The 18,353-nt window shown below is 63.0% G+C and carries 17 protein-coding genes; 7 read left to right on the forward strand and 10 right to left on the reverse strand.

Annotated features, from left to right (window positions below):
* Positions 1-106: 106 nt before the first annotated feature.
* Positions 107-298: a hypothetical protein gene (locus tag M0D66_RS26040; protein WP_200621313.1), complete on the reverse strand. Its 192-nt coding sequence runs from the start codon at positions 296-298 to the stop codon at positions 107-109.
* A gap of 311 nt (positions 299-609) precedes the next feature.
* Between M0D66_RS26040 and M0D66_RS26045 the strand changes: the two genes are divergently transcribed.
* On the forward strand, positions 610-837 hold the full coding sequence (locus M0D66_RS26045; protein WP_093632487.1) for a hypothetical protein: 228 nt from the start codon (positions 610-612) through the stop codon (positions 835-837).
* A 20-nt stretch (positions 838-857) separates the two neighbouring features.
* Here M0D66_RS26045 and hfq read toward each other — a convergent pair whose 3' ends face one another.
* The gene (gene hfq / locus M0D66_RS26050) at positions 858-1,367 is read right to left on the reverse strand and encodes an RNA chaperone Hfq (protein ID WP_093632488.1); all 510 of its coding nucleotides are present in this window, start codon (positions 1,365-1,367) and stop codon (positions 858-860) included.
* A gap of 351 nt (positions 1,368-1,718) precedes the next feature.
* Here hfq and M0D66_RS26055 point away from each other — a divergent pair, with 351 nt between their 5' ends.
* The 6 genes from M0D66_RS26055 to M0D66_RS26080 all read left to right on the forward strand — a co-directional run bounded on the left by M0D66_RS26055 (position 1,719) and on the right by M0D66_RS26080 (position 6,070).
* On the forward strand, positions 1,719-1,856 hold the full coding sequence (locus tag M0D66_RS26055; RefSeq protein ID WP_200621312.1) for a hypothetical protein: 138 nt from the start codon (positions 1,719-1,721) through the stop codon (positions 1,854-1,856).
* Between the two features lie 15 nt (positions 1,857-1,871).
* Positions 1,872-2,414: an RNA polymerase sigma factor gene (locus M0D66_RS26060; RefSeq protein ID WP_054034633.1), complete on the forward strand. Its 543-nt coding sequence runs from the start codon at positions 1,872-1,874 to the stop codon at positions 2,412-2,414.
* Positions 2,414-3,268, forward strand: a complete 855-nt coding sequence (locus M0D66_RS26065) for an anti-sigma factor (RefSeq protein WP_266211953.1) — start codon at positions 2,414-2,416, stop codon at positions 3,266-3,268. The genes M0D66_RS26060 and M0D66_RS26065 overlap by 1 nt, the downstream gene beginning before the upstream one ends.
* A gap of 249 nt (positions 3,269-3,517) precedes the next feature.
* Positions 3,518-4,012, forward strand: coding sequence for a hypothetical protein (locus tag M0D66_RS26070; RefSeq protein WP_200652846.1), 495 nt, complete (start codon positions 3,518-3,520; stop codon positions 4,010-4,012).
* A gap of 39 nt (positions 4,013-4,051) precedes the next feature.
* Entirely contained in the window at positions 4,052-5,629 is a 1,578-nt protein-coding gene (locus M0D66_RS26075) for an FAD-binding oxidoreductase (protein WP_266211954.1), read from the forward strand.
* A gap of 33 nt (positions 5,630-5,662) precedes the next feature.
* Complete coding sequence (locus M0D66_RS26080) at positions 5,663-6,070, forward strand: hypothetical protein (RefSeq protein WP_093632493.1); 408 nt, start codon at positions 5,663-5,665, stop codon at positions 6,068-6,070.
* A gap of 4 nt (positions 6,071-6,074) precedes the next feature.
* On the opposite strand, the gene M0D66_RS26085 is transcribed toward M0D66_RS26080, so the two are convergent.
* The 8 genes from M0D66_RS26085 to M0D66_RS26120 all read right to left on the reverse strand — a co-directional run bounded on the left by M0D66_RS26085 (position 6,075) and on the right by M0D66_RS26120 (position 18,255).
* A complete protein-coding gene (locus M0D66_RS26085; RefSeq protein ID WP_266212072.1) occupies positions 6,075-7,022 on the reverse strand; it encodes a DUF1571 domain-containing protein in 948 nt (315 codons plus the stop codon).
* 128 nt (positions 7,023-7,150) lie between these two features.
* On the reverse strand, positions 7,151-8,956 hold the full coding sequence (locus tag M0D66_RS26090; RefSeq protein ID WP_266211955.1) for an AMP-binding protein: 1,806 nt from the start codon (positions 8,954-8,956) through the stop codon (positions 7,151-7,153).
* A gap of 138 nt (positions 8,957-9,094) precedes the next feature.
* Positions 9,095-10,396 (reverse strand): acetyl-CoA C-acetyltransferase, encoded by a 1,302-nt coding sequence (locus tag M0D66_RS26095; RefSeq protein WP_266211956.1) that lies wholly within the window; start codon positions 10,394-10,396, stop codon positions 9,095-9,097.
* A 101-nt stretch (positions 10,397-10,497) separates the two neighbouring features.
* Entirely contained in the window at positions 10,498-11,418 is a 921-nt protein-coding gene (locus tag M0D66_RS26100) for a MaoC/PaaZ C-terminal domain-containing protein (RefSeq protein ID WP_200652850.1), read from the reverse strand.
* Positions 11,419-11,420: 2 nt separating this feature from the next.
* Complete coding sequence (locus M0D66_RS26105; protein WP_266211957.1) at positions 11,421-12,833, reverse strand: 3-oxoacyl-ACP reductase; 1,413 nt, start codon at positions 12,831-12,833, stop codon at positions 11,421-11,423.
* 124 nt (positions 12,834-12,957) lie between these two features.
* Positions 12,958-15,456: an acyl-CoA dehydrogenase gene (locus M0D66_RS26110; RefSeq protein WP_266211958.1), complete on the reverse strand. Its 2,499-nt coding sequence runs from the start codon at positions 15,454-15,456 to the stop codon at positions 12,958-12,960.
* 274 nt (positions 15,457-15,730) lie between these two features.
* On the reverse strand, positions 15,731-16,597 hold the full coding sequence (locus tag M0D66_RS26115; protein ID WP_200652852.1) for a TetR/AcrR family transcriptional regulator: 867 nt from the start codon (positions 16,595-16,597) through the stop codon (positions 15,731-15,733).
* A gap of 437 nt (positions 16,598-17,034) precedes the next feature.
* Positions 17,035-18,255, reverse strand: a complete 1,221-nt coding sequence (locus M0D66_RS26120; RefSeq protein WP_093632500.1) for an MFS transporter — start codon at positions 18,253-18,255, stop codon at positions 17,035-17,037.
* Positions 18,256-18,353 lie beyond the last annotated feature (98 nt).

An 18,353-nucleotide genomic window follows, 5' to 3' on the forward strand; every position in this document is an offset into this window, starting at 1 on the left:
CGCCCCGCACAGGGGCAACGCTAATAGACCACTAACAAAACAAGGAAAGGCCAAAACCCCAGGCGCCCCACCAAAACACGCGCCCCGCGAAGGAAAAACCCAAAACCTAGTGCCGTTTCTTCCCCGCCGAAGGCACTTCATCCACAGCCGGGTGCCGCGGCTCACTCATATCAACTGCAATCGGATCACTAGCAGGAAAACTTTCTTCGAGAGCCTCATCGAGCCGACTATCGGCGGACTGAGCGGGCGGCCGCACCGCTTCCTTCGGATGAGTTGCATGCTGCTTCGACTTGGTCATGACGTACTCCACGAGAAGAGACTCAACAACCCAGCATAGCGCAAAGCAACCCCGGCCGAGCATCAGCCGAACAACCTCTCACCGTAAGCATTTCCTTCAAACCCCAAAAAAAACAGAAACCAGAAACCACCAGGCAAAAAACAAAACTTAAAACCAACCCGCATCAAGTCGTTCTCCGAATGTCGCCTGACAACAAAAGCACCCGCCGGCCAAACAGCCCGGCAAAAAAACCACGGCATACCGTGAACGGGCAACGTTCAAGCTCGGGAGGGGAGCAAACAGAAGCAGCGAACAACTAGGCAGCGAACGACATGGACCGAAAAAAACCGGCGCGCGCGCAGCGCTTCAACGCGTCACACGTGGTGGAAGCCGAACTGGAACATCTGGATTGGGCAACACGGCAACCGGCGCTACGCATGCTGGACGCCGTGTACTGGCGCCGCCGCGTGCTGGCGGTCAAATGCGGATTCGAGCTGACGGAATTGCAGGTGATGCGGCTAGAGAAAATCTTGCAGCGGCTCGGCTATCCGTCGGAGTAGCCGGCCGCCAAAACGGCGCTTTATTCGTTGCCGCCGCTGGTGCCACCGCCGGTGCCACCATTACCACCATGATTGCCGCCACCATGGTTGCCACCGTCGCCGCCGCCCGTGCCGAACAGACGCCGGCGGCGTGTTACGACCACCGGACCGTCGGACGTGCTGCTGCTACGGTCGGACGCAGGGCGATCCGAAGACGGCGCGCCATATGATTCGCGCGGTTCCCGCGGCTCACGGTGATCGCGCGGTTCACGCGAACCGTGCGGGCCACGCGTGGTGTGCTCGCCGTGCGAAGGCCGCCCACCGGCGCGCGGCGCCGGACGCGTGCCGGTGTCGAGCTGGATCGTCGAGATCGCGCGCTTGTAGATGCCTTGCAGGCCGACAGGCGTGCGCAGCATCACCAGATACTGATCGAACGACTCGATGCACCCCGTCAGGCGAATGCCGTTGACAAGATAGATCTCGACGCGCTTTCGTTCTTTGCGCGCAGCGTTCATGAAGTCGTTTTGCGGATGCGATTCTGCGGAAGCCATGGACAATTCAGGTTAGAAAGACGGTTGTTCGCCGCGATTCTACCCTGTGTGGGGGCAGAACGCGTCGGCGGGCGAACTGCGTCCACTATAACGGCTTGCGCGGACATAAGCATCTGATAACTATTAGCTGTAACGTTGAGTTACGAATCTGCCGACGAATAGCGCCTTCATCGGCCCCGTTCGGCGCGCCCGAACGGGGCGGCGGAAAAAGATAGCTCGTGCCGGTGCTACACATGGAATAAAACACAGCCTGCCCACGTTAAGTCAGACATGGCAGCGTTGCATTTCGCACGTGGCCGATCGGATCCCCGGTTCGCAGGCGCCGGCCGGGCGCTCATCAGGAGACTGACCATGAAAGTATCCCGCATTCTTTCCGCCACCTTCGTGCTGCTGGCGCTCGCGCTCGGCTCGCTCGCAACGAGCGGCTGCACCACTGACGGCAGCGCTTCGGGCGCCAGCGGTAACAGTAGTAGTGGCGGCGGCTACTGAGCATTGCCACGCCGGGTGAGTTTCGAAGCGGAAGTGATTTCGTGGCTCCCGCAGTTGCGCCGCTACGCGCGCGCACTGACGGGAGACCGCGCCTGGGCCGACGACCTCGTGCAGGATACGGCGGAGCGCGCGCTCGCGCGCTGGTCGGCGTTCCGTCCGAACAGCAACCTGCGTGCGTGGCTCCTGACGATTCTGCGGCATCTTTACATCGATCAGTTGCGCGGCCGCCGCGAAATTGCCGTTGACGACGAAAGCGCGCCGTGGCGCAATCTCGAAGCGCCGCATGGCGAGGTCGACGGTCTGGTGTTGCGTGATCTGCAGCGGGCGCTGTATTGCCTGCCGGTCGAGCAGCGAGAAGTGCTGCTGCTCGTTTGCGTGGAGGAACTGTCTTATCAGGAAACGTCGAAAGCGCTCGGCGTGCCGATCGGCACGGTGATGTCGCGGCTGTCGCGCGCGCGGGAACACATGCGCGTGCTGATGACGGAGGGGCCGCTTGAAGGGGGCGCTGTGGGGTTGGCGCGAAAAGTCCCGCCGCTGAAAGTAGTGAGAAATCCGTGATGAATAACGACCACGATTCCAGCTTGCCTGAGGAGCCCGATCTGCGGGCGCTGTCGGCGTTTGTCGACGGAGAATTGCCGGCTGGGGAGCGCGCCGCGATCGAGGCGCAACTGGCGCAGCAGCCGCAGGCTGCCGCCAGAGTCGCGGCGTGGCGCGCGCAAAAAGCGGCGCTGCAGGCGCTGTGTGGTGCGCCGCAGCGCAGCGAACGCAGCGAGCGCGTCGGACCAAGCGCCGGACAGAGCGACGCGGACGACGAGCCGGCCTTCATCGTGGTGCGGCGGCCGACGCCGTGGTGGCAGCGCGTCGGTCTCGCGGCGTGCTGGCTCGCAGCCGGCGCGGGAATTGCGCTCGCCTTGGGGCCGCTCGCCCCGCGTCTGACGGGCGGCGCGTGGAACGGTCTGGGCGGCCAGCCGCCGAGCTTTGCCGAACGCGCCGATATCGCCTACGCGGTGTACACGCCCGAGCGGCGTCATCCCGTAGAAGTCGCCGCGAACGAGGAAGAGCATCTGATCAACTGGCTGTCCAAACGCCTGAACCGGCCGCTCTCGGTGCCGTCGTTGCAGGAGTACGGTTATTCGCTGGTGGGTGGGCGTCTGTTGCCCGGCGAAGCAGGACCGGCCGCGCAGTTCATGTACGAAAATACCAGCGGCGCGCGCCTCACGTTGTACATCACCGGAATTGCTCGCGACGAAACCGCGTTCCGCCTGTTCCGCGACGGTAACCGCCGGACCTTCTACTGGGTCAGCGACCGCATGGGCTACGCGTTATCCGGGCCGATTTCGGAAGACAAGTTGCGCTCGATTGCCATCGAAGTATGCAGCGCGCTAGGCGGCAAGCCGGAGGCCTGGCAGTAGCACTGAGCGCACGGCGAGCACCCCCATTGGATTCCCCTGCAACACGCGGTAACAGAAACGCCGTGCGTTCGCGCGCGCAGTCGGAATAGCGTCGCGCGGCGCAACGTTTACTCGATGCAGGATCATGCTGTTCCTCCTTGCAAGCACGCTGGTACGGCAGGGTCTCGTGCGAGGCAAACCGACGGGGTCTTTACGGTGTCGACACGCTTTTTGCGAGTCGCAACGCCGGCGCGTCGAGGCAGCGAAATCATGCTTACTTCTCATCAGTTCGGCACGCGGCTGCGTTTCGGCGTAGCGTGTCTGTGCCTGTGCGCCGTTTACGCGGCGCCGGTCGAAGCGCAATCGGATGCGAATGCGAATGCGCCGTCGACTGACACGTCGACCTGCCGTTTTGTGGTGGGCCAGGCGGAAATCGACGGCGTCATGCAGCAGGTCAGCGGCCGCGCGTGCCAGCAGCCTGACGGCAGCTGGCAGATCGTCGAAGACGATGCCGCCGCACAGGCTATGGCGCCGGCGCCGGCGTATTACTACGATCCGTGGTACTGGGGGCCGCCGGTGTTGTTTGGTGGCGTATCGGTCATCTTCGTCGACCGTTTTCATCATTTTCATCACATGGATCACGTGCATTATGTGCACGGATCGTACGGAATGGGTGGGCGTGGCTGGCACGGCGGCGGGTCGGCACACATGTGGGGCGGCATGTCGCATGGCATGTCGCACGGCGGTGGCGGGATGCACCGCTAGCTTGCCGCCGCACACACGTATCGCCGCAAAGGAGATGCCTTGACGCGTAGCTTGCCGCCGAAAGTTTCCGCCGCCGGGTTCGATCGCGCGCTCGCCGGCTGGCGCGCGATCGTCGGCGAGTCGTACGTGGTGACCTCGGCCGCCGGGCTCGCCTCCTACCTCGATCCGTTCGCGCCCGGCGAGCGCGAAGCGTTTTCCGCGTCGGCCGCGCTGTTTCCCGCATCGGTCGACGAGATTCGCGCAGTGTTGCGGATTGCCAATCAATTTCGCATTCCGTTGTGGACAGTCTCGACCGGACGCAACTTCGCATACGGTGGCGCCGCACCGCGACTGGCGGGTTCAGTCGTGCTCGATCTGCAGCGGATGAATCGCATCATCGAAGTGAACGAGACGCTCGCCTACGCGTTGGTCGAACCGGGCGTCAGCTACTTCGATCTCTATGCGCATCTGCGCGAAAAGGGCTACAAGCTCTGGGTCGATCCGCCTGCTGCGGGTTGGGGCAGCGTGGTCGGCAATACGCTCGAGCGCGGCTTCGGCTATACCGCGTACGGCGATCACGCGGCGACGCAGTGCGGCATGGAAGTGGTGCTCGCCAACGGCGACGTGTTGCGAACCGGGATGGGCGGAATCGAAATCGGCACCGCGTGGCAACTGTATCAACCGGGCTTTGGACCTTCCTTCGATGCGATGTTCATGCAATCGAACTACGGCATCGTCACCAAGCTCGGTGTCTGGCTAATGCCCGCGCCGCCCGCATATCTGCTCGGCGAAATCCAGTTCCGGCACGAAGAGGACCTCGAAACGATCGTCGATATTTTGCGGCCATTGCGGCTCGATGAAACGATCCGCAACAACGCGGTGATCGAAGGCGGTTTGCGCCGGGCCGCGGGACTGTCGGCCCGGCAACAGTGGTATGAAGGTAAAGGCGCGATGCCCGAAAGCGCGGTGGCCGCCATGCTCGACAAGCTGAACGTGGGCCGCTGGAATCTGCATTTCGCGCTATACGGCACGCCTGAAGTGATCGACGCGCGTTATGCGATCGTGCAGCGCGCGTTCGCCCGCGTGCCACAGGCGAAACTGTCAGCGGTCCGTTATAAGGGCGATGCGCAACCCACCGCGGGCGGCGACCGCAACCTGGCCGGCATCCCCGCGATGAGCGCGTTTCGCATGCTCGACTGGCGCGGCGGCGCGGGCGCGCATGTGGACTTCGCACCGGTGTGCCCAGCGACCGGCCGCGACGCGCTGCGCCAATATACGATGGTCAAGACGCGCGCGGCGGAATATGGCTTCGATTACTACGGCGGTTTTACAGCGGGCGTGCGTCATCTGCATCACATCTTCGCGGCGATCTTCGACCGCGACGACGCGAATCAGGTCGAGCAGGCCGGTGCTCTATTGCGGTCGCTGATGAGCGATGCGCGCGCGGCGGGTTACGGCGAATATCGCGCGCATCTCGCGTATATGGATTTCGCGGCGGCGCAGTACAGTTTCAACGACGGCGCGTTGCTGCGGCTCTCGGAAACGATCAAGGACGCACTCGACCCGAACGGCATTCTCGCGCCGGGCAAGCAGGGGATCTGGCCGGCGGCATGGCGCGACCGGCGGGGTTATACGTGAGGCGAGTGAGTCAGTGAGTGAGGTGAACAGGAAATGGACCGACGCGCTTTCATGATGACCGGTGCATGGCTCTCGACCGCGGCAGGGGGCGTGTGGCCGTGGCTCGCTGACGCAGCCGCTCGCCACGATACGTTTGCCGTGATCGATTCCACGCTCGCCGGCGGCCCCGCATTCGCCGCCTACGTGGCACACATGAAGCTGCCCGTCTTCGAAGCCGGTGACGACATCGGCGCGCTCTGGTACACGACACTTGCACTGCGATTCGGGCAGACGTCCGGGCAATCGCCAGCGTCGCTGATCGGCCTCACACGCGTATCCGATTACTTCGTGCTCAGGGAGCTTGCCACCCGCGTGGGCCAACTGGTCGAGCACAGCTACGAGCAGGGCGCGGGGCCCGTCGCGCATGTCGCTTTCGCGCTGACGCCGCGCCTTATCCGCTAGCACCCTAGAACTTATAAGCCTTGTTCTTTGGATCGAAGGTGGAGTCGTCGAACGTTTTCGGCGTGATGCTTTCGAAGACGATCTTCTCGAAGATCTTGCCGTCGTTGTCATAAGACTCGACGGTGCGGAAATACGGATGCCGCAGATCCAGCCCGAGCGTTTCTTTCTTCGCATAGAACTGCGGCTGGCCGTTCGGCGTTTCGAAGGTGAAGGCGACCACGCGCACGCCGTCGATCGTTTTCACTTCCACCTGAGTCGAGCGCGGCAAGCCGGCCTCGATGTATTTCTTGCCTTCGGAGAGGTACTGGCCAGCAATGTACTCGGTGCCGAGATCGCGCACCTGGTGGTTCGATTGCGCACGGGCGAGCGCACCGGTCAGCGAGGTCCACAGCGGCATCACGTTCATGATGCCGCCGAGGTGACCATACATTTCGTCGGTGCGTTTGGACTCGTCGTAGATGATTTCCTGGCCGGCGTGCGCGCCGTCGGGCAGCCACTTTGCGTAGATTCGCAGCGGATCGTGGGCGATACGCACCAGCATGTGATCGGGCTTGTCGGGCCACTGGCCGTGAATGCGTTCCGAGCGCGACATGGTTAACTCATATGACGGAAAACCGTTTGGCCCTTCCTTGATGTAGCGCGGTAACGCAAGCGGATCGAGCGACTGGAACAGGGCGACCAGTTGCGCGTCGTCGAGTTTTTCCATGGCGCCGCTCTGTTGCGCAGCGCGCAGCCACTTGACTTGCTGATCGAGCGTGAGCTTGCCGACCTGCGAGGAGGGCGTGGTGGGCGCCTTGACGGCGTTAGCGGTGTCGAGCGCGGGCGGCGTGTCGTCGTTCTGCGCGAACGCCGCTGGCGTTGCCAGAGCGGCGACGCTGGCCACCAGCGCGCCGATCAGAAGTCCGCGTGACGAACCCGCACGCCATGAAGCGGCGAGAGACGCGCCCAACATGGCGGTCTCCGACGAAAAACGTGCGAGGCGCATGAAGGCCGGCGAGCGGCGTGAGCGTGCGGACATGCTGTGCTTCATGAATCTCTCCGAAAGGATGGCGCAAGGCATGGTGCCAGGCGCCTTGCCTGTCAGGCAGGTTTTTGCTTCGCGAGTTCCTCGTCGCGCAGCGCGCGGCGCAGAATCTTGCCGACATTGGTTTGCGGCAGCTCGTCCCGGAATTCGACGAGCTTCGGCACCTTATACCCTGTCAGGTTCTTGCGGCAGTGGGCGATCACCTGGTCCGCGGTCAGCGACGGGTTGCGTTTGACGATGAATACCTTCACGCGCTCGCCTTGCGCCTCATCGGGCACGCCGATTGCGGCGACTTCGCGCACGTCCGGAAGCATCGCGATCACGTCTTCGATTTCGTTCGGATAGACGTTGAAGCCCGACACCAGGATCATGTCTTTCTTCCGGTCGATCAGGCGGATGAAGCCGCGCGAATCCATCACGCCGATGTCGCCGGTAGCGAGCCAGCCGTCGCCATCGATCGCCTTGGCGGTTTCTTCCGGACGATTCCAGTAGCCTTTCATTACCTGCGGGCCCTTCACGCACAGTTCGCCGGCTTCACCGATGTTTGCCCACGACCCGTCGTCTTTCCTGAAACGTACTTGCGTGGACGGCGCGGGCAAACCGATCGAGCCTTCGAAGTCGCGAAGATTGGTCAGGTCTACCGGATTCATCGACACGATCGGCGAGCACTCGGTCAGCCCATAGCCTTCGATGATCGGTTTGCCGGTGACTGCCTTGAAACGATCGGCGACCGACTTCTGCGTGGCCATGCCGCCGGCCATCGCGAGTTTCAGGTTCGAGAAGTCGCGCTTGCAGAATTCTTCGTTGTCGAGGAACGCGTTGTAGAGCGTGTTCACCGCGGTGATGCCGGTAAATTTCTCGTGACGGATGATCATCATCACGCGCTTCATGTCGCGCGGATTGGCGATCAGGATGTTGCGTCCGCCGAGGCCCATGAAGATCAGCGCGTTCACCGTCAACGAATAGATGTGATAGAGCGGCAATGGCGTGAGCACCGTTTCGATGTCGCCGCTCAACTGCCCCTCGGACCAGACCTTCGCCTGCAGCAGGTTGGCGATGATGTTCCTGTGCGTGAGCATCGCGCCTTTGGCCACACCCGTGGTGCCGCCGGTGTATTGCAGGAAGGCGATGTCGTTGTGCGTGGGACGCACGGGCGTCAGCGGCCGCGTGTAACCGATCGAGAGCGCGTCGAGCAGCGGCACCGCTTTCGGCAGCTTGTATTCCGGCACCATCTTCTTCACATGGCGCAGCATGAAATTGAGCAGACGTCCCTTCAGATTCAGGCCGTCGGCGAGCAGATCGCCGAGACCCGTCACGATAACGTTCTGTATTTTGGTGCCGGGCAGCGCGTCTTCGACGGTCTTCGCGAAGTTCTCGAACACGATGATGGTTTGCGCGCCGCTGTCCTTCAACTGATGCGCGAGTTCACGCACCGTGTAGAGCGGATTTACGTTGACCACCACGCCGCCCGCCTTGAGCACGCCGAACAGCGAGACCGGATACTGGAACGTATTCGGCAGCATGATCGCGACGCGCTCGCCGGGCTTCACACCGATGCTTTGCAAATACGCGGCAAACGCGGCCGCCTTGCGGCCGAGTTCGCCGTACGTCATGTTCGCGCCGACGCTCACGTACGCAACGCGCTCGCGAAACTTCGCGATGCATTCGTCGAAGAACTGCACGACCGATTCGTACTGGTTGACGTCGATCTCATGCGGGACGTCTGCAGGATAGGACGCGTACCAGATGCCGTCGGTGTTGGGCGCGCGATTCGCTGCCTGACTGGGCGCCGGGTCCGCTGCATTCGCGAACGGTGTGGATCCGGCGGCGGGCGAGAGCGGGACTTGCGTGGGCTGGGTCATCGGTCGTCTCCTGAAGCAATCGCTTCATCGGTTTGTATGCTGGTCTTGCAGCCAGTCATTGAAGTCATCAAGGCGGCAATCAAAGCGGTCATTGCTGCAGCCTTCGAAATAAGGTATTCGTTGAAACACGCGCGACGCTCAGCGTTCCAGAATCGCCACCACGCCCTGGCCGCCCGCCGCGCAGATCGAAATCAGTCCGCGCGCGGTGCCGGCCGGCTTGTCGAGTTGCGCGAGCATCTTTGCGAGTCCGGCGACGATGCGGCCGCCCGTGGCGGCAAACGGATGGCCGGTGGCGAGCGAGCTGCCATTCACATTCAATTTTGTCCGATCGATCGCGCCGAGCGGCCCGGGCAGACCGAGTTGCGTGCGGCAATACTCGTCATCCTGCCACGCCGCGAGCGTGCACAACACTTGCGCCGCGAAGGCTTCGTGAATTTCGTATAGATCGAAGTCCTGCAAGGTGAGTCCGGCGCGCGCCAGCATGCGCGGCACGGCGTAGGCGGGCGCCATCAGCAGGCCTTCCTTCTTGTCGAAAAAGTCGACGGCGGCGGTTTCGGACCAGCTCAAATACGCCATCACCGGCAGGCCATGTTTGGCTGCCCAGTCTTCGCTTGCGAGCAGCACGGCGGAAGCGCCGTCTGTTAGCGGTGTCGAATTGCCGGCGGTCAGCGTGCCCGCGTCGCGATCGAATACCGGCTTCAGACCGGAGAGTTTCTCGAGCGTCAGGTCGGAACGCAGATTGTTGTCGCGCGCAAGGCCGCGATACGGTGTCATCAGATCGTTGACGAAGCCGCGCGCGTACGCATCGGTGAGCTTGCGATGACTCTCGTAAGCGAGCACGTCCTGCGCTTCGCGCGAGATGTTCCAGCGCTTGGCCATCAGCTCGCAATGTTCGCCCATCGAAAGCCCTGTGCGCGGCTCGCCGTTGCGCGGCAAAAGCGGTTTGAAGAACATGCCCGGCCGCAGTTTGGCGAGCGCACCGACACGTTGGCCGGTGCTCTTGCCGCGATTCGCTTCGAGCAGGATCTTGCGCATGCGCTCGTTGACGCCGATCGGTGCGTCGGAGGTCGTATCGACGCCGCCCGCGATGCCCACTTCGATCTGCCCGAGCGCGATCTTGTTGGCGACGAGAATCGCCGCTTCCAGCCCGGTGCCGCAGGCTTGCTGCACGTCGTAGGCGGGCGTTTCCTTGGCGAGCGTGGTGGACAGCACGGATTCACGCGTCAGGTTGAAGTCGCGCGAATGCTTGATGACGGCGCCGGCCGCCACTTCGCCAAGACGTTCACCGTGCAGGTTGTAACGGTCGATCAGGCCTTGCAGCGTGAAGGTCAGCATGTCCTGGTTCGACGCGGTCGCGTAAGCGGTGTTCGAGCGGGCAAACGGAATCCGGTTGCCGCCGATGATGGCGACGCGGCGCACGGCGGGCAGCGGGTTGGACATGCTTGGCTCCTTTGGGTCGTTCCCTGGTTATTGAACGGTGCGAATGAGACGAATGGCGAGTCCCGTACTGTGACGAAAACCTGCGCGTACCTGTGCGTGTGTCATAGCAACTTCCACTGCATGCGGCCGCGCAAATGCGGTTTTTCTCCGGCAATGTCGCGTACTTCGATGTCGCGCTCGATCAGCGAGGGCGATGCGCTCCACAACGACGCCTCGCCCGGCAGCAGCATCGGCAATTTGAATTCGGCACTCAACGTAGCCTCGGCGAGCGGTTTCGGCGGTTGCAGCGCGGCGGCGGCGCGCGCCAACGTCCACATGCCGTGTGCAATTGCACGCGGGAAGCCGAATGCCTTCGCGGATAGCGCGCTGAGGTGAATCGGGTTGTAATCGCCGGACACACGTGCATAGTCGCGGCCCAGTTGCGGCGGCAGTTGCCAGCGCGAGATGCGTTCCAACGCATCGGGTCCGAGCTCCAGCGGATCGAGCGGACTGCCGCTCGCGGGCACGCCGCGTTTCAGATAGACGCTGTCGCCGTCCCATACCGCTTCGCCGCGGCGGTACATGCGGGTATGCAGCACGAACGCCTGACCCTTGTCATGACGCAGCAGCGCGCCGAATTCCACCTCGACGCGCAACATGTCCTTATAAGTGAGCGGACGGCGCAGCCGCACATGGTTCGCCAGATGCACGAGGCCGAGCGCCGGCCAGGGAAACGCCGGGTCGGTGAGCATCAGCAGATGCAGCGGGAAGGCCAGCAGATGCGGATACGTGAGCGGCACGCCGTGCTCGGGGATGAAGCCGCAGACCCGCGAATAACGCCAGATCGGTCCGGGGTCGAGGGCGACCGCGGGACGTACGAGGCGCAACGCTGGCAGTTGCGTGTCGCGGCCGCGTTTGACGATGCCGGACAACGCACGGCCATACAGCTTCGCCGGCGCGGGCAATTGCTCGATGACGACGGTCTTCGGACGGGCCGCGCCCGCTGCGTGACCACCCCGGAACGGATCACCCGGTTCACCCATGCTCATGCTCCAATCAGGCTTTGTCCGCACACGCGCACGATCTGGCCGCTTACGCCCGCCGATCCCGGATGCGCGAGCCAGGCGATGGTCTGCGCGACATCCACCGGCTGGCCGCCCTGGCTCATCGAGTTCATCCGGCGGCCGGCTTCGCGGATGGTCAACGGAATCTTCGCGGTCATCTGCGTTTCGATAAAGCCGGGCGCCACCGCGTTGATCGTGATGCCGCGTGCGCGCAGATGCGGCGCCATGCTTTGCACGCGGCCGATCACGCCGGCTTTCGACGCGGCGTAATTGGTCTGGCCGAGATTGCCGGCAATGCCGCTAATTGACGACACGCCGATGATGCGGCCACCGTCGCGCAGAATGCCTGCCGCGAGCAGGGCGTCATCGATTCGCTCCTGCGCGGACAGGTTGGTGTCGATTACGCTTTGCCAGGCGGCGTCGGTCATCTTCGCGATGGTTTTGTCTTTCGTGATGCCCGCGTTGTGCACGACGATGTCCACGCCCTGTTCGTCGAGCGCCGCGGCGATCTGCGCGGGCGCTTCGGGCGCGGCGATGTCGAAGGCGAGGGCGGTGCCGTTCAACTGGCGCATGGTCGAGTCGAGTGCCTCGCGCGCCGACGGAATGTCGATGCCGATCACGTGTGCGCCTTCCGCGGCGAGCACGCTCGCAATCGATGCGCCGATGCCGCGCGCCGCACCGGTCACGACGGCACGCCGGCCCGCGAGCGGCTGATTCCAGTCGAATGCCGGCAAGGCATCGGCGCCGGCGCGCACGCTGATGCGCACGACCTGGCCCGACACATACGCGGAACGTGGCGATAGAAAGAAGCGCAACGTCGCTTCGATGCCGTTCTCGGCGCCTTGCTCCACGTAGACCAGATTCGCGGTAATGCCGCGCCGCGCTTCCTTGCCGAGCGAACGTGTGAGGCCTTCGAGCGCGCGCTGCGCGGTCCATTGGCGTGGGCTCGCACAGGTTTCCGGCGGTCGTCCCAGCACGATGATGCGGCCGCACCTGCCGAGCGAGCGCAACGTATCGTGGAAAAATCCGTGCAGCGGTTCGAGCTGGCTGCTGTCTTCGATGCCGCTCGCATCGAACAGCAGGGCGGTGAGCTTGCCGTGCGAACCGGACTCCGCCGGTTCGAAACGGCCCGTCATCAGACCATGGCGATTCGCGAGCGGCACCCATAGTCCCGCGCTTTCATGCGCCACGCTGGTCATGCCGACGTTCGCCACGAGATTCGCGAGCGCGTCGAGCAGATGCGGTTCGCGGCCCGCGCCGATCGCGATCAGTCCGTCGAACTCGGGACGGTCGGCACGATAGCGGCGCAGCACCTCGGGCTTCGGTAAGCCTAAGGAGCGCGCGAGGCGTGCGCCAAATGGCGAATTGACGAAGTTCAGGTAAGAGTCGTTCATATTATTTGTTGCTCCGCTGGCCACGCTCCGAAGGAAGTCCCATCGCGGACTTCAAACGTGTGTCAGTGTGCACCCAGTTTGGGGCATCTGGGGGTGCCCCGCCTGGATGTTTTTTTCAAGGTGCTCAGGCCGCGAGCTCCAGCGCTTTTTCGAGCGCGTCCTTGCGCTTTTGCAAATTGGCGAGCATGTCGAAGTCGGCCGGGAAGTCGTCGACCTTCACGACTTGCGCGCCATACCGTGCATAGTCCTCGAGCACGCGGCGATCGTCGGCGTCGATCAGGCCTTTCTGTTGCGCCGTCTCGGTCCACGCGGCCAGTTGCGGCAGGCTCTGCGGCATCGGTTCGAGCAGGCCTTGTTTGACCGCGTCGCGCAGTTTCTGGTCGATCTCCGTGAAGCGCGGGTTCAGCTCGAATACGAGCTCGCCGTAGCCGAGCGCGTCGACATCCGGATGCGGCACGTACGAGTCGGACACGAGGCGGTCGCGTGCCGCGCCCGGCGTTTGCATCAGTTCCGCGATCTCGGTGCCGAGGCGATCGGACGGCTCGCGATGCGGCAGTCCGAACGGAAATGCCAGCACGCGCACGAGACCCGCGGCGAGGCGGTTCGGGTAGTTCGCGAGTACGCCGTCGAGCGCATGCTGTGCCTTGTACAGCGAATCTTCGACGCCCCAGCGCACCAGCGGCAGGTCTTCTTCCTGACGGCCTTCGTCTTCGAAACGCTTGAGCGTTGCGGAGATCAGGTAGAGCTGCGAAAGCACATCGCCGAGGCGCCCGGAGATGCGTTCGCGCCGTTTCAGGTCGCCGCCGAGCACGAACATGGAGACATCAGCGAGCAACGCGAATGCAGTGGAGATGCGAGTGGCTGCACGATAGTACGACAGCAGCGGGGCGTACGCCGTGCGCGGTTTGGTGATGAAGGCGCCGCCCGTGACGCCATAAACGAAACTGCGCACCACGTTAGAGAGCGTGAAGCTCACGTGGCCGAAGAAGGCCGCATCGAAATCGCGCAGCGCCTTGCTGCGATCCGTTTCACGCGTGGCTTCCATTTCCTTCAGCACATACGGATGACAGCGAATCGCTCCCTGGCCGAAGATGATCAGGCAACGGGTGAGAATGTTCGCGCCTTCCACGGTGATCGCGATCGGCACCTGCTGATAGGCGCGCGCGAGGAAGTTCGACGGTCCCATGCAGATGCCCTTGCCGGCGGCGACGTCCATGCCGTCGTTGATGACCATGCGGGCGCGTTCGGTGATGTGATACTTCGCAATCGCCGAAATCACCGAGGGTTTTTCGCCGAGGTCCACTGCATGCGCCGACAGGCGGCGCGCGGCGTCCATCACGTAGAGATTGCCGCCCATGCGGCCGAGCGCTTCCTGCACGCCCTCGAACTTGCCGACGGGCGTGCGGAACTGGCGACGAATCGCGGCATAGGCGCCGGTGCCGCGCACGGCGATCTTCGCCATGCCCACATTCGACGACGGCAGCGATATCGCGCGGCCCGCGGCGAGACACTCCATCAGCATGCGCCAGCCGTTGCCGACTTGCGCGCGGCCGCCGATCACCCAGTCGAGCGGAATGAAGACGTCCTTGCCCGAGTTCGGACCGTTCTGGAACACGGCATTAAGCGGCCAGTGACGGCGGCCGATGTTGACGCCCGGATGGTCGGTCGGAATCAGCGCGCAGGTAATGCCGGGCTCTTCCTCCGAGCCGAGCAGATGGTCCGGATCGAGGGCGCGGAAGGCGAGGCCTAGCACGGTCGCGATCGGTCCGAGCGTGATGTAGCGCTTGTCCCAAGTGACGCGAAATCCCAGCGTTTCGCGGCCTTCAAACGTACCCTTGCAGACGATGCCGACATCGGGAATCGCCGCGGCATCGGAACCCGCGTAAGGGCTCGTCAACGCGAAGCAGGGGATATCGTCGCCGCGAGCGAGGCGCGGCAGATAGTGGTTCTTCTGCTCTTCGGTGCCGTAGTGCATCAGCAACTCGGCCGGGCCGAGCGAGTTCGGCACCATCACCGAAACGGCGGCGGCCGAGCAGCGCGTGGAGAGCTTCATGATGACCTGCGAATGCGCGTAAGCGGAGAACTGCTTGCCGCCGTACTGCTTCGGAATGATCATGCCCAGGAAGCCGCGCTCCTTGATGTACTGCCAGGTTTCCGGCGACAGGTCCTGCCACACCATGCTGGTTTCCCAGTCGTTCGCGAGATCGCAGAGTTGCTCGCATTCGACATCGAGAAACGCTTGTTCTTCGGCGGAGAGCGTGGCTGGCCCGTAGCCGAGCAGCGTGTCCCAATGCGGGCGTCCGGAGAACAGTTGGGCGTCCCACCAGACGGTGCCGGCTTCGATGGCGTCACGCTCGGTCGGCGACATCTCCGGCAGGATCTTGCGGAAAATGTCGAGCACGGGTTTCGTGAGCCACGTACGGCGCAGCGGTTTGATCGTAAGGACGAGGGCGGGGAGGACGAAGACGATCGCGAGCAAGGTTGTCGCCACCGGCCCCGCTGCTCCGCTGACATGCGCGGCAGCCACCCAGACGATCATGAAGGCAAGCCACCATGAGGCGCGCGCCTGAATGTAGACGAGCGCGAGAGCGGCAATGACTAACACTAGGATGAACCACGGCATGACGTTTCCTCCTGTTTCGATGGTGCGTGCGGACGCATCCACGGGTCGCGGACGGCTCGCGTTCTATTGATCTTCTACTGGCGATGTTGCTGCTACGTCGCGTGCTCAGGACGCTTTTGCGTTGCGCCCCTGCTGCGTTTTTCGTGTCGTTTTTTCAATTCGACAGCGTGACGTTGTTTAGGTGCGGGACTTAGACGTGCTGCTCGGATATGCGGTATTCATTCATGTTTTTGCACGCGGACGGCCCATCGCGGCGCCGCCCGCGTCGTTCGGTTCAAGCCGTGCCGTGCAACGCGGGCTGGAACGAACTCGCCTCCACGCTGCCACCGCGATGCTCACCGTCCGAGACTGCTGGTGCCGACGATTCAAACCCGCACGACGCCTGCTGCGTACCTGCAGCAGGATTCGCGCCTTCCGTCAGACCTTCGGCGCCTCCTTCCGTGGCGTCGCCCAGCACGGCTGCGAACGTGGCCAGTTGCGAGCCGTCGGGCAGAGGCGCTTTCAACGCGGCGACCATGAGCGAAGCAAGACGTGCGATCAGTTGCAGGTCGTTCATCGACTTGCCCTGCGAGAACTCCGAGATCAGGCTGTCGGTATCGGTGCCGGCCAGCACCCCGGACAGCGCGCCGATCGCGAAGTGCAGACGCCAGCCGAGTTCTTCACGCGGCAGATGCGGCAGCGCACGCTGGAACGCATCGAAAAAGCGTATCGCCACGGATTCGTAGTGCGCATTCAGAAAGTCGCGAATGAACGACGATGGATCCGTGTAGGCGCGCCCCAGCAAACGCAGAAACGCCTTGCCACCGACGCGCGGATCGCGCGACAGCCGCAGCGCCGGAATGAACATGGCGCCAAGCACGTGCTCGCAGGTCAGACGCGCGCCGAGCATCTGGTCGAAGCGATCGAGCAGCTTGAGCCGCTCCTGGTTGAGCCGGTCGAGCCGGCGCGACAGCATCGAGTGAATCAGCGATTCCTTACTGCCGAAGTGGTAGTTGACTGCCGCGAGATTCACTTCGGCCCGCGAAGTAATCTGGCGCAGGGACATGGCCTCATAGCCGCATTCGATGAAAAGTGTTTCGGCGGCGTCGAGGATGCGGGACTTCGTGTCGCCGGCATGCCGGCCTGTTGTGCGAACTGCCATTTTGCGTCTCCCAGTTGCCGGGCATCCGGCCCGCAAACAAGCGATTCAAATGACTATTTGAAACAGCCGTTTTTTTCAGGATAAAGAAGGATCGGGACTGCGATCAAGGGCTCGGTGTGGACTAACTCCTCTAGAAGACCTGACGAAGGTCCGTTTTTCCAATGTGCGCGGGCCCGTCAAACCGCGCGGAAATAAAAAAGGCCGTTCCGATCGAAATCGGAACGGCCTCGTATTGCTTGCTACCTGTGTTTGGCCTTGCGTTTGTTTTCTGGCGCCGGGTTCGCGTGATCCCGCTTTGCGTTTACCCGGCGCCTGCAGTGCTGCTTATGCTGCTTTATGACGGTTCGAGCCGTCTTTGTCGCTATTGTGCCCGATAACGCGCCGGCGAAATAGCTGTTTAGTTCGAACGCTTAAAGCTGTGCCGCGAGGCGGCTTCCCTAGGTGCTCGCCGCGACCTCTTTCGCCGATTGTGTCATGTCGATGCCGCGGCGTTCGCGGCTGAACGGAATCAGCGCGGCGATCACCACCGCCACGATACCGATCACAATGGCCATGATCAGCGCGTAGTTGTTGCCGTGCGCTTCGGCGGCGCTCGCCTGCAGCGGGCCGTTCACCGACGCGATCAGATTGCCGAGCTGGTACACGAGACCGGGGAACGTCGCGCGAATTTCATCGGGCGAGATTTCGTTCAGGTGCACTGGAATCACGCCCCATGCGCCTTGTACGGAGATCTGCATCAGGAACGCGCCGGCTGCGAGCAGCACAGGCGTGGTGGAGAAGGCCCACAGCGGCAACACCGGCAACGCGATCAGGGCGGCGATGAAGATTGCGCGCTTGCGGCCGATCTTCTCCGAGAACCAGCCAAAGAACAGGCCGCCGCAAATCGCGCCGATGTTCAGCGTGATCGTGATCCACGACACCGTGTGCGCGTCGAATCCATGCTGCACGCGCAGGAAGGTCGGATACAGATCCTGTGAACCGTGCGAGAAGAAGTTGAACGCGGTCATCAGCACGATCGCATAGAGCGACAGGCCGATGTTCTGCTTCAACGTGGCGACGAGACCCGGGCGCACTTTCTTCTCGAGCGTCTTGAAGGCCGGCGACTCCGGCACGTGTGCTCGCACGTACAGCACGAGCAACGCCGGCAGCACGCCGACGAAGAACATGCCGCGCCAGCCGATGTATTGATAGAAGACGCCGAACACGACGGAAGCGAGCAGGTAGCCGCTCGGATAGCCGGCCTGCAGCAGACCCGAGACGATGCCGCGCGACTTGGGCGGCACGGTTTCCATCGTCAGTGCGCCACCCACGCCCCATTCGCCGCCCATCGCGATACCGAACAAGGCGCGCAGCACGAGCAGGGTGGTCAGGTTAGGCGAGAAGCCGGACAGCAATTCCAGCAGGGAGAAGCACGCGATGTTGACCATCAGCGTCGGACGGCGACCGTACTTGTCAGCGAGCCAGCCGAAAATCAATGCGCCGACTGGACGCATTATCAGGGTCAGCATAATGCCGAAGGCAACCGTCGGGATTTTTGTATTGAATTCCGCCGCGATATCTTTCAATACGAACACCATTAGAAAGAAATCGAATGCGTCGAGAGTCCAGCCCAGATAGGCGGCGATCGTGACGTTTCTCTGTTCCCGTGTCCAGCTCATTGATTGTTCTCCTGAGTCTCCAATAACCCGTGTTTGACGACGGGCGGCTCTGCAGCCCCGTGCGACCCGTAGCGCGGGCTTCGAGCGAGTGTACGCCG

The organism is Paraburkholderia sp. SECH2 (assembly GCF_030464795.1).
GTDB classification, from domain to species: Bacteria; Pseudomonadota; Gammaproteobacteria; order Burkholderiales; family Burkholderiaceae; genus Paraburkholderia; species Paraburkholderia aspalathi.

Coding starts and splice junctions, on each gene's coding strand:
- M0D66_RS26040 (WP_200621313.1), bottom strand. CDS start 298: ATGACCAAGTCGAAGCAGCATGCAACTCATCCGAAGGAAGCGGTGCGG.
- M0D66_RS26045 (WP_093632487.1), top strand. CDS start 610: ATGGACCGAAAAAAACCGGCGCGCGCGCAGCGCTTCAACGCGTCACAC.
- hfq (WP_093632488.1), bottom strand. CDS start 1,367: ATGGCTTCCGCAGAATCGCATCCGCAAAACGACTTCATGAACGCTGCG.
- M0D66_RS26055 (WP_200621312.1), top strand. CDS start 1,719: ATGAAAGTATCCCGCATTCTTTCCGCCACCTTCGTGCTGCTGGCGCTC.
- M0D66_RS26065 (WP_266211953.1), top strand. CDS start 2,414: ATGAATAACGACCACGATTCCAGCTTGCCTGAGGAGCCCGATCTGCGG.
- M0D66_RS26070 (WP_200652846.1), top strand. CDS start 3,518: ATGCTTACTTCTCATCAGTTCGGCACGCGGCTGCGTTTCGGCGTAGCG.
- M0D66_RS26080 (WP_093632493.1), top strand. CDS start 5,663: ATGGACCGACGCGCTTTCATGATGACCGGTGCATGGCTCTCGACCGCG.
- M0D66_RS26085 (WP_266212072.1), bottom strand. CDS start 7,022: ATGTTGGGCGCGTCTCTCGCCGCTTCATGGCGTGCGGGTTCGTCACGC.
- M0D66_RS26090 (WP_266211955.1), bottom strand. CDS start 8,956: ATGACCCAGCCCACGCAAGTCCCGCTCTCGCCCGCCGCCGGATCCACA.
- M0D66_RS26095 (WP_266211956.1), bottom strand. CDS start 10,396: ATGTCCAACCCGCTGCCCGCCGTGCGCCGCGTCGCCATCATCGGCGGC.
- M0D66_RS26100 (WP_200652850.1), bottom strand. CDS start 11,418: ATGGGTGAACCGGGTGATCCGTTCCGGGGTGGTCACGCAGCGGGCGCG.
- M0D66_RS26105 (WP_266211957.1), bottom strand. CDS start 12,833: ATGAACGACTCTTACCTGAACTTCGTCAATTCGCCATTTGGCGCACGC.
- M0D66_RS26110 (WP_266211958.1), bottom strand. CDS start 15,456: ATGCCGTGGTTCATCCTAGTGTTAGTCATTGCCGCTCTCGCGCTCGTC.
- M0D66_RS26115 (WP_200652852.1), bottom strand. CDS start 16,597: ATGGCAGTTCGCACAACAGGCCGGCATGCCGGCGACACGAAGTCCCGC.
- M0D66_RS26120 (WP_093632500.1), bottom strand. CDS start 18,255: ATGAGCTGGACACGGGAACAGAGAAACGTCACGATCGCCGCCTATCTG.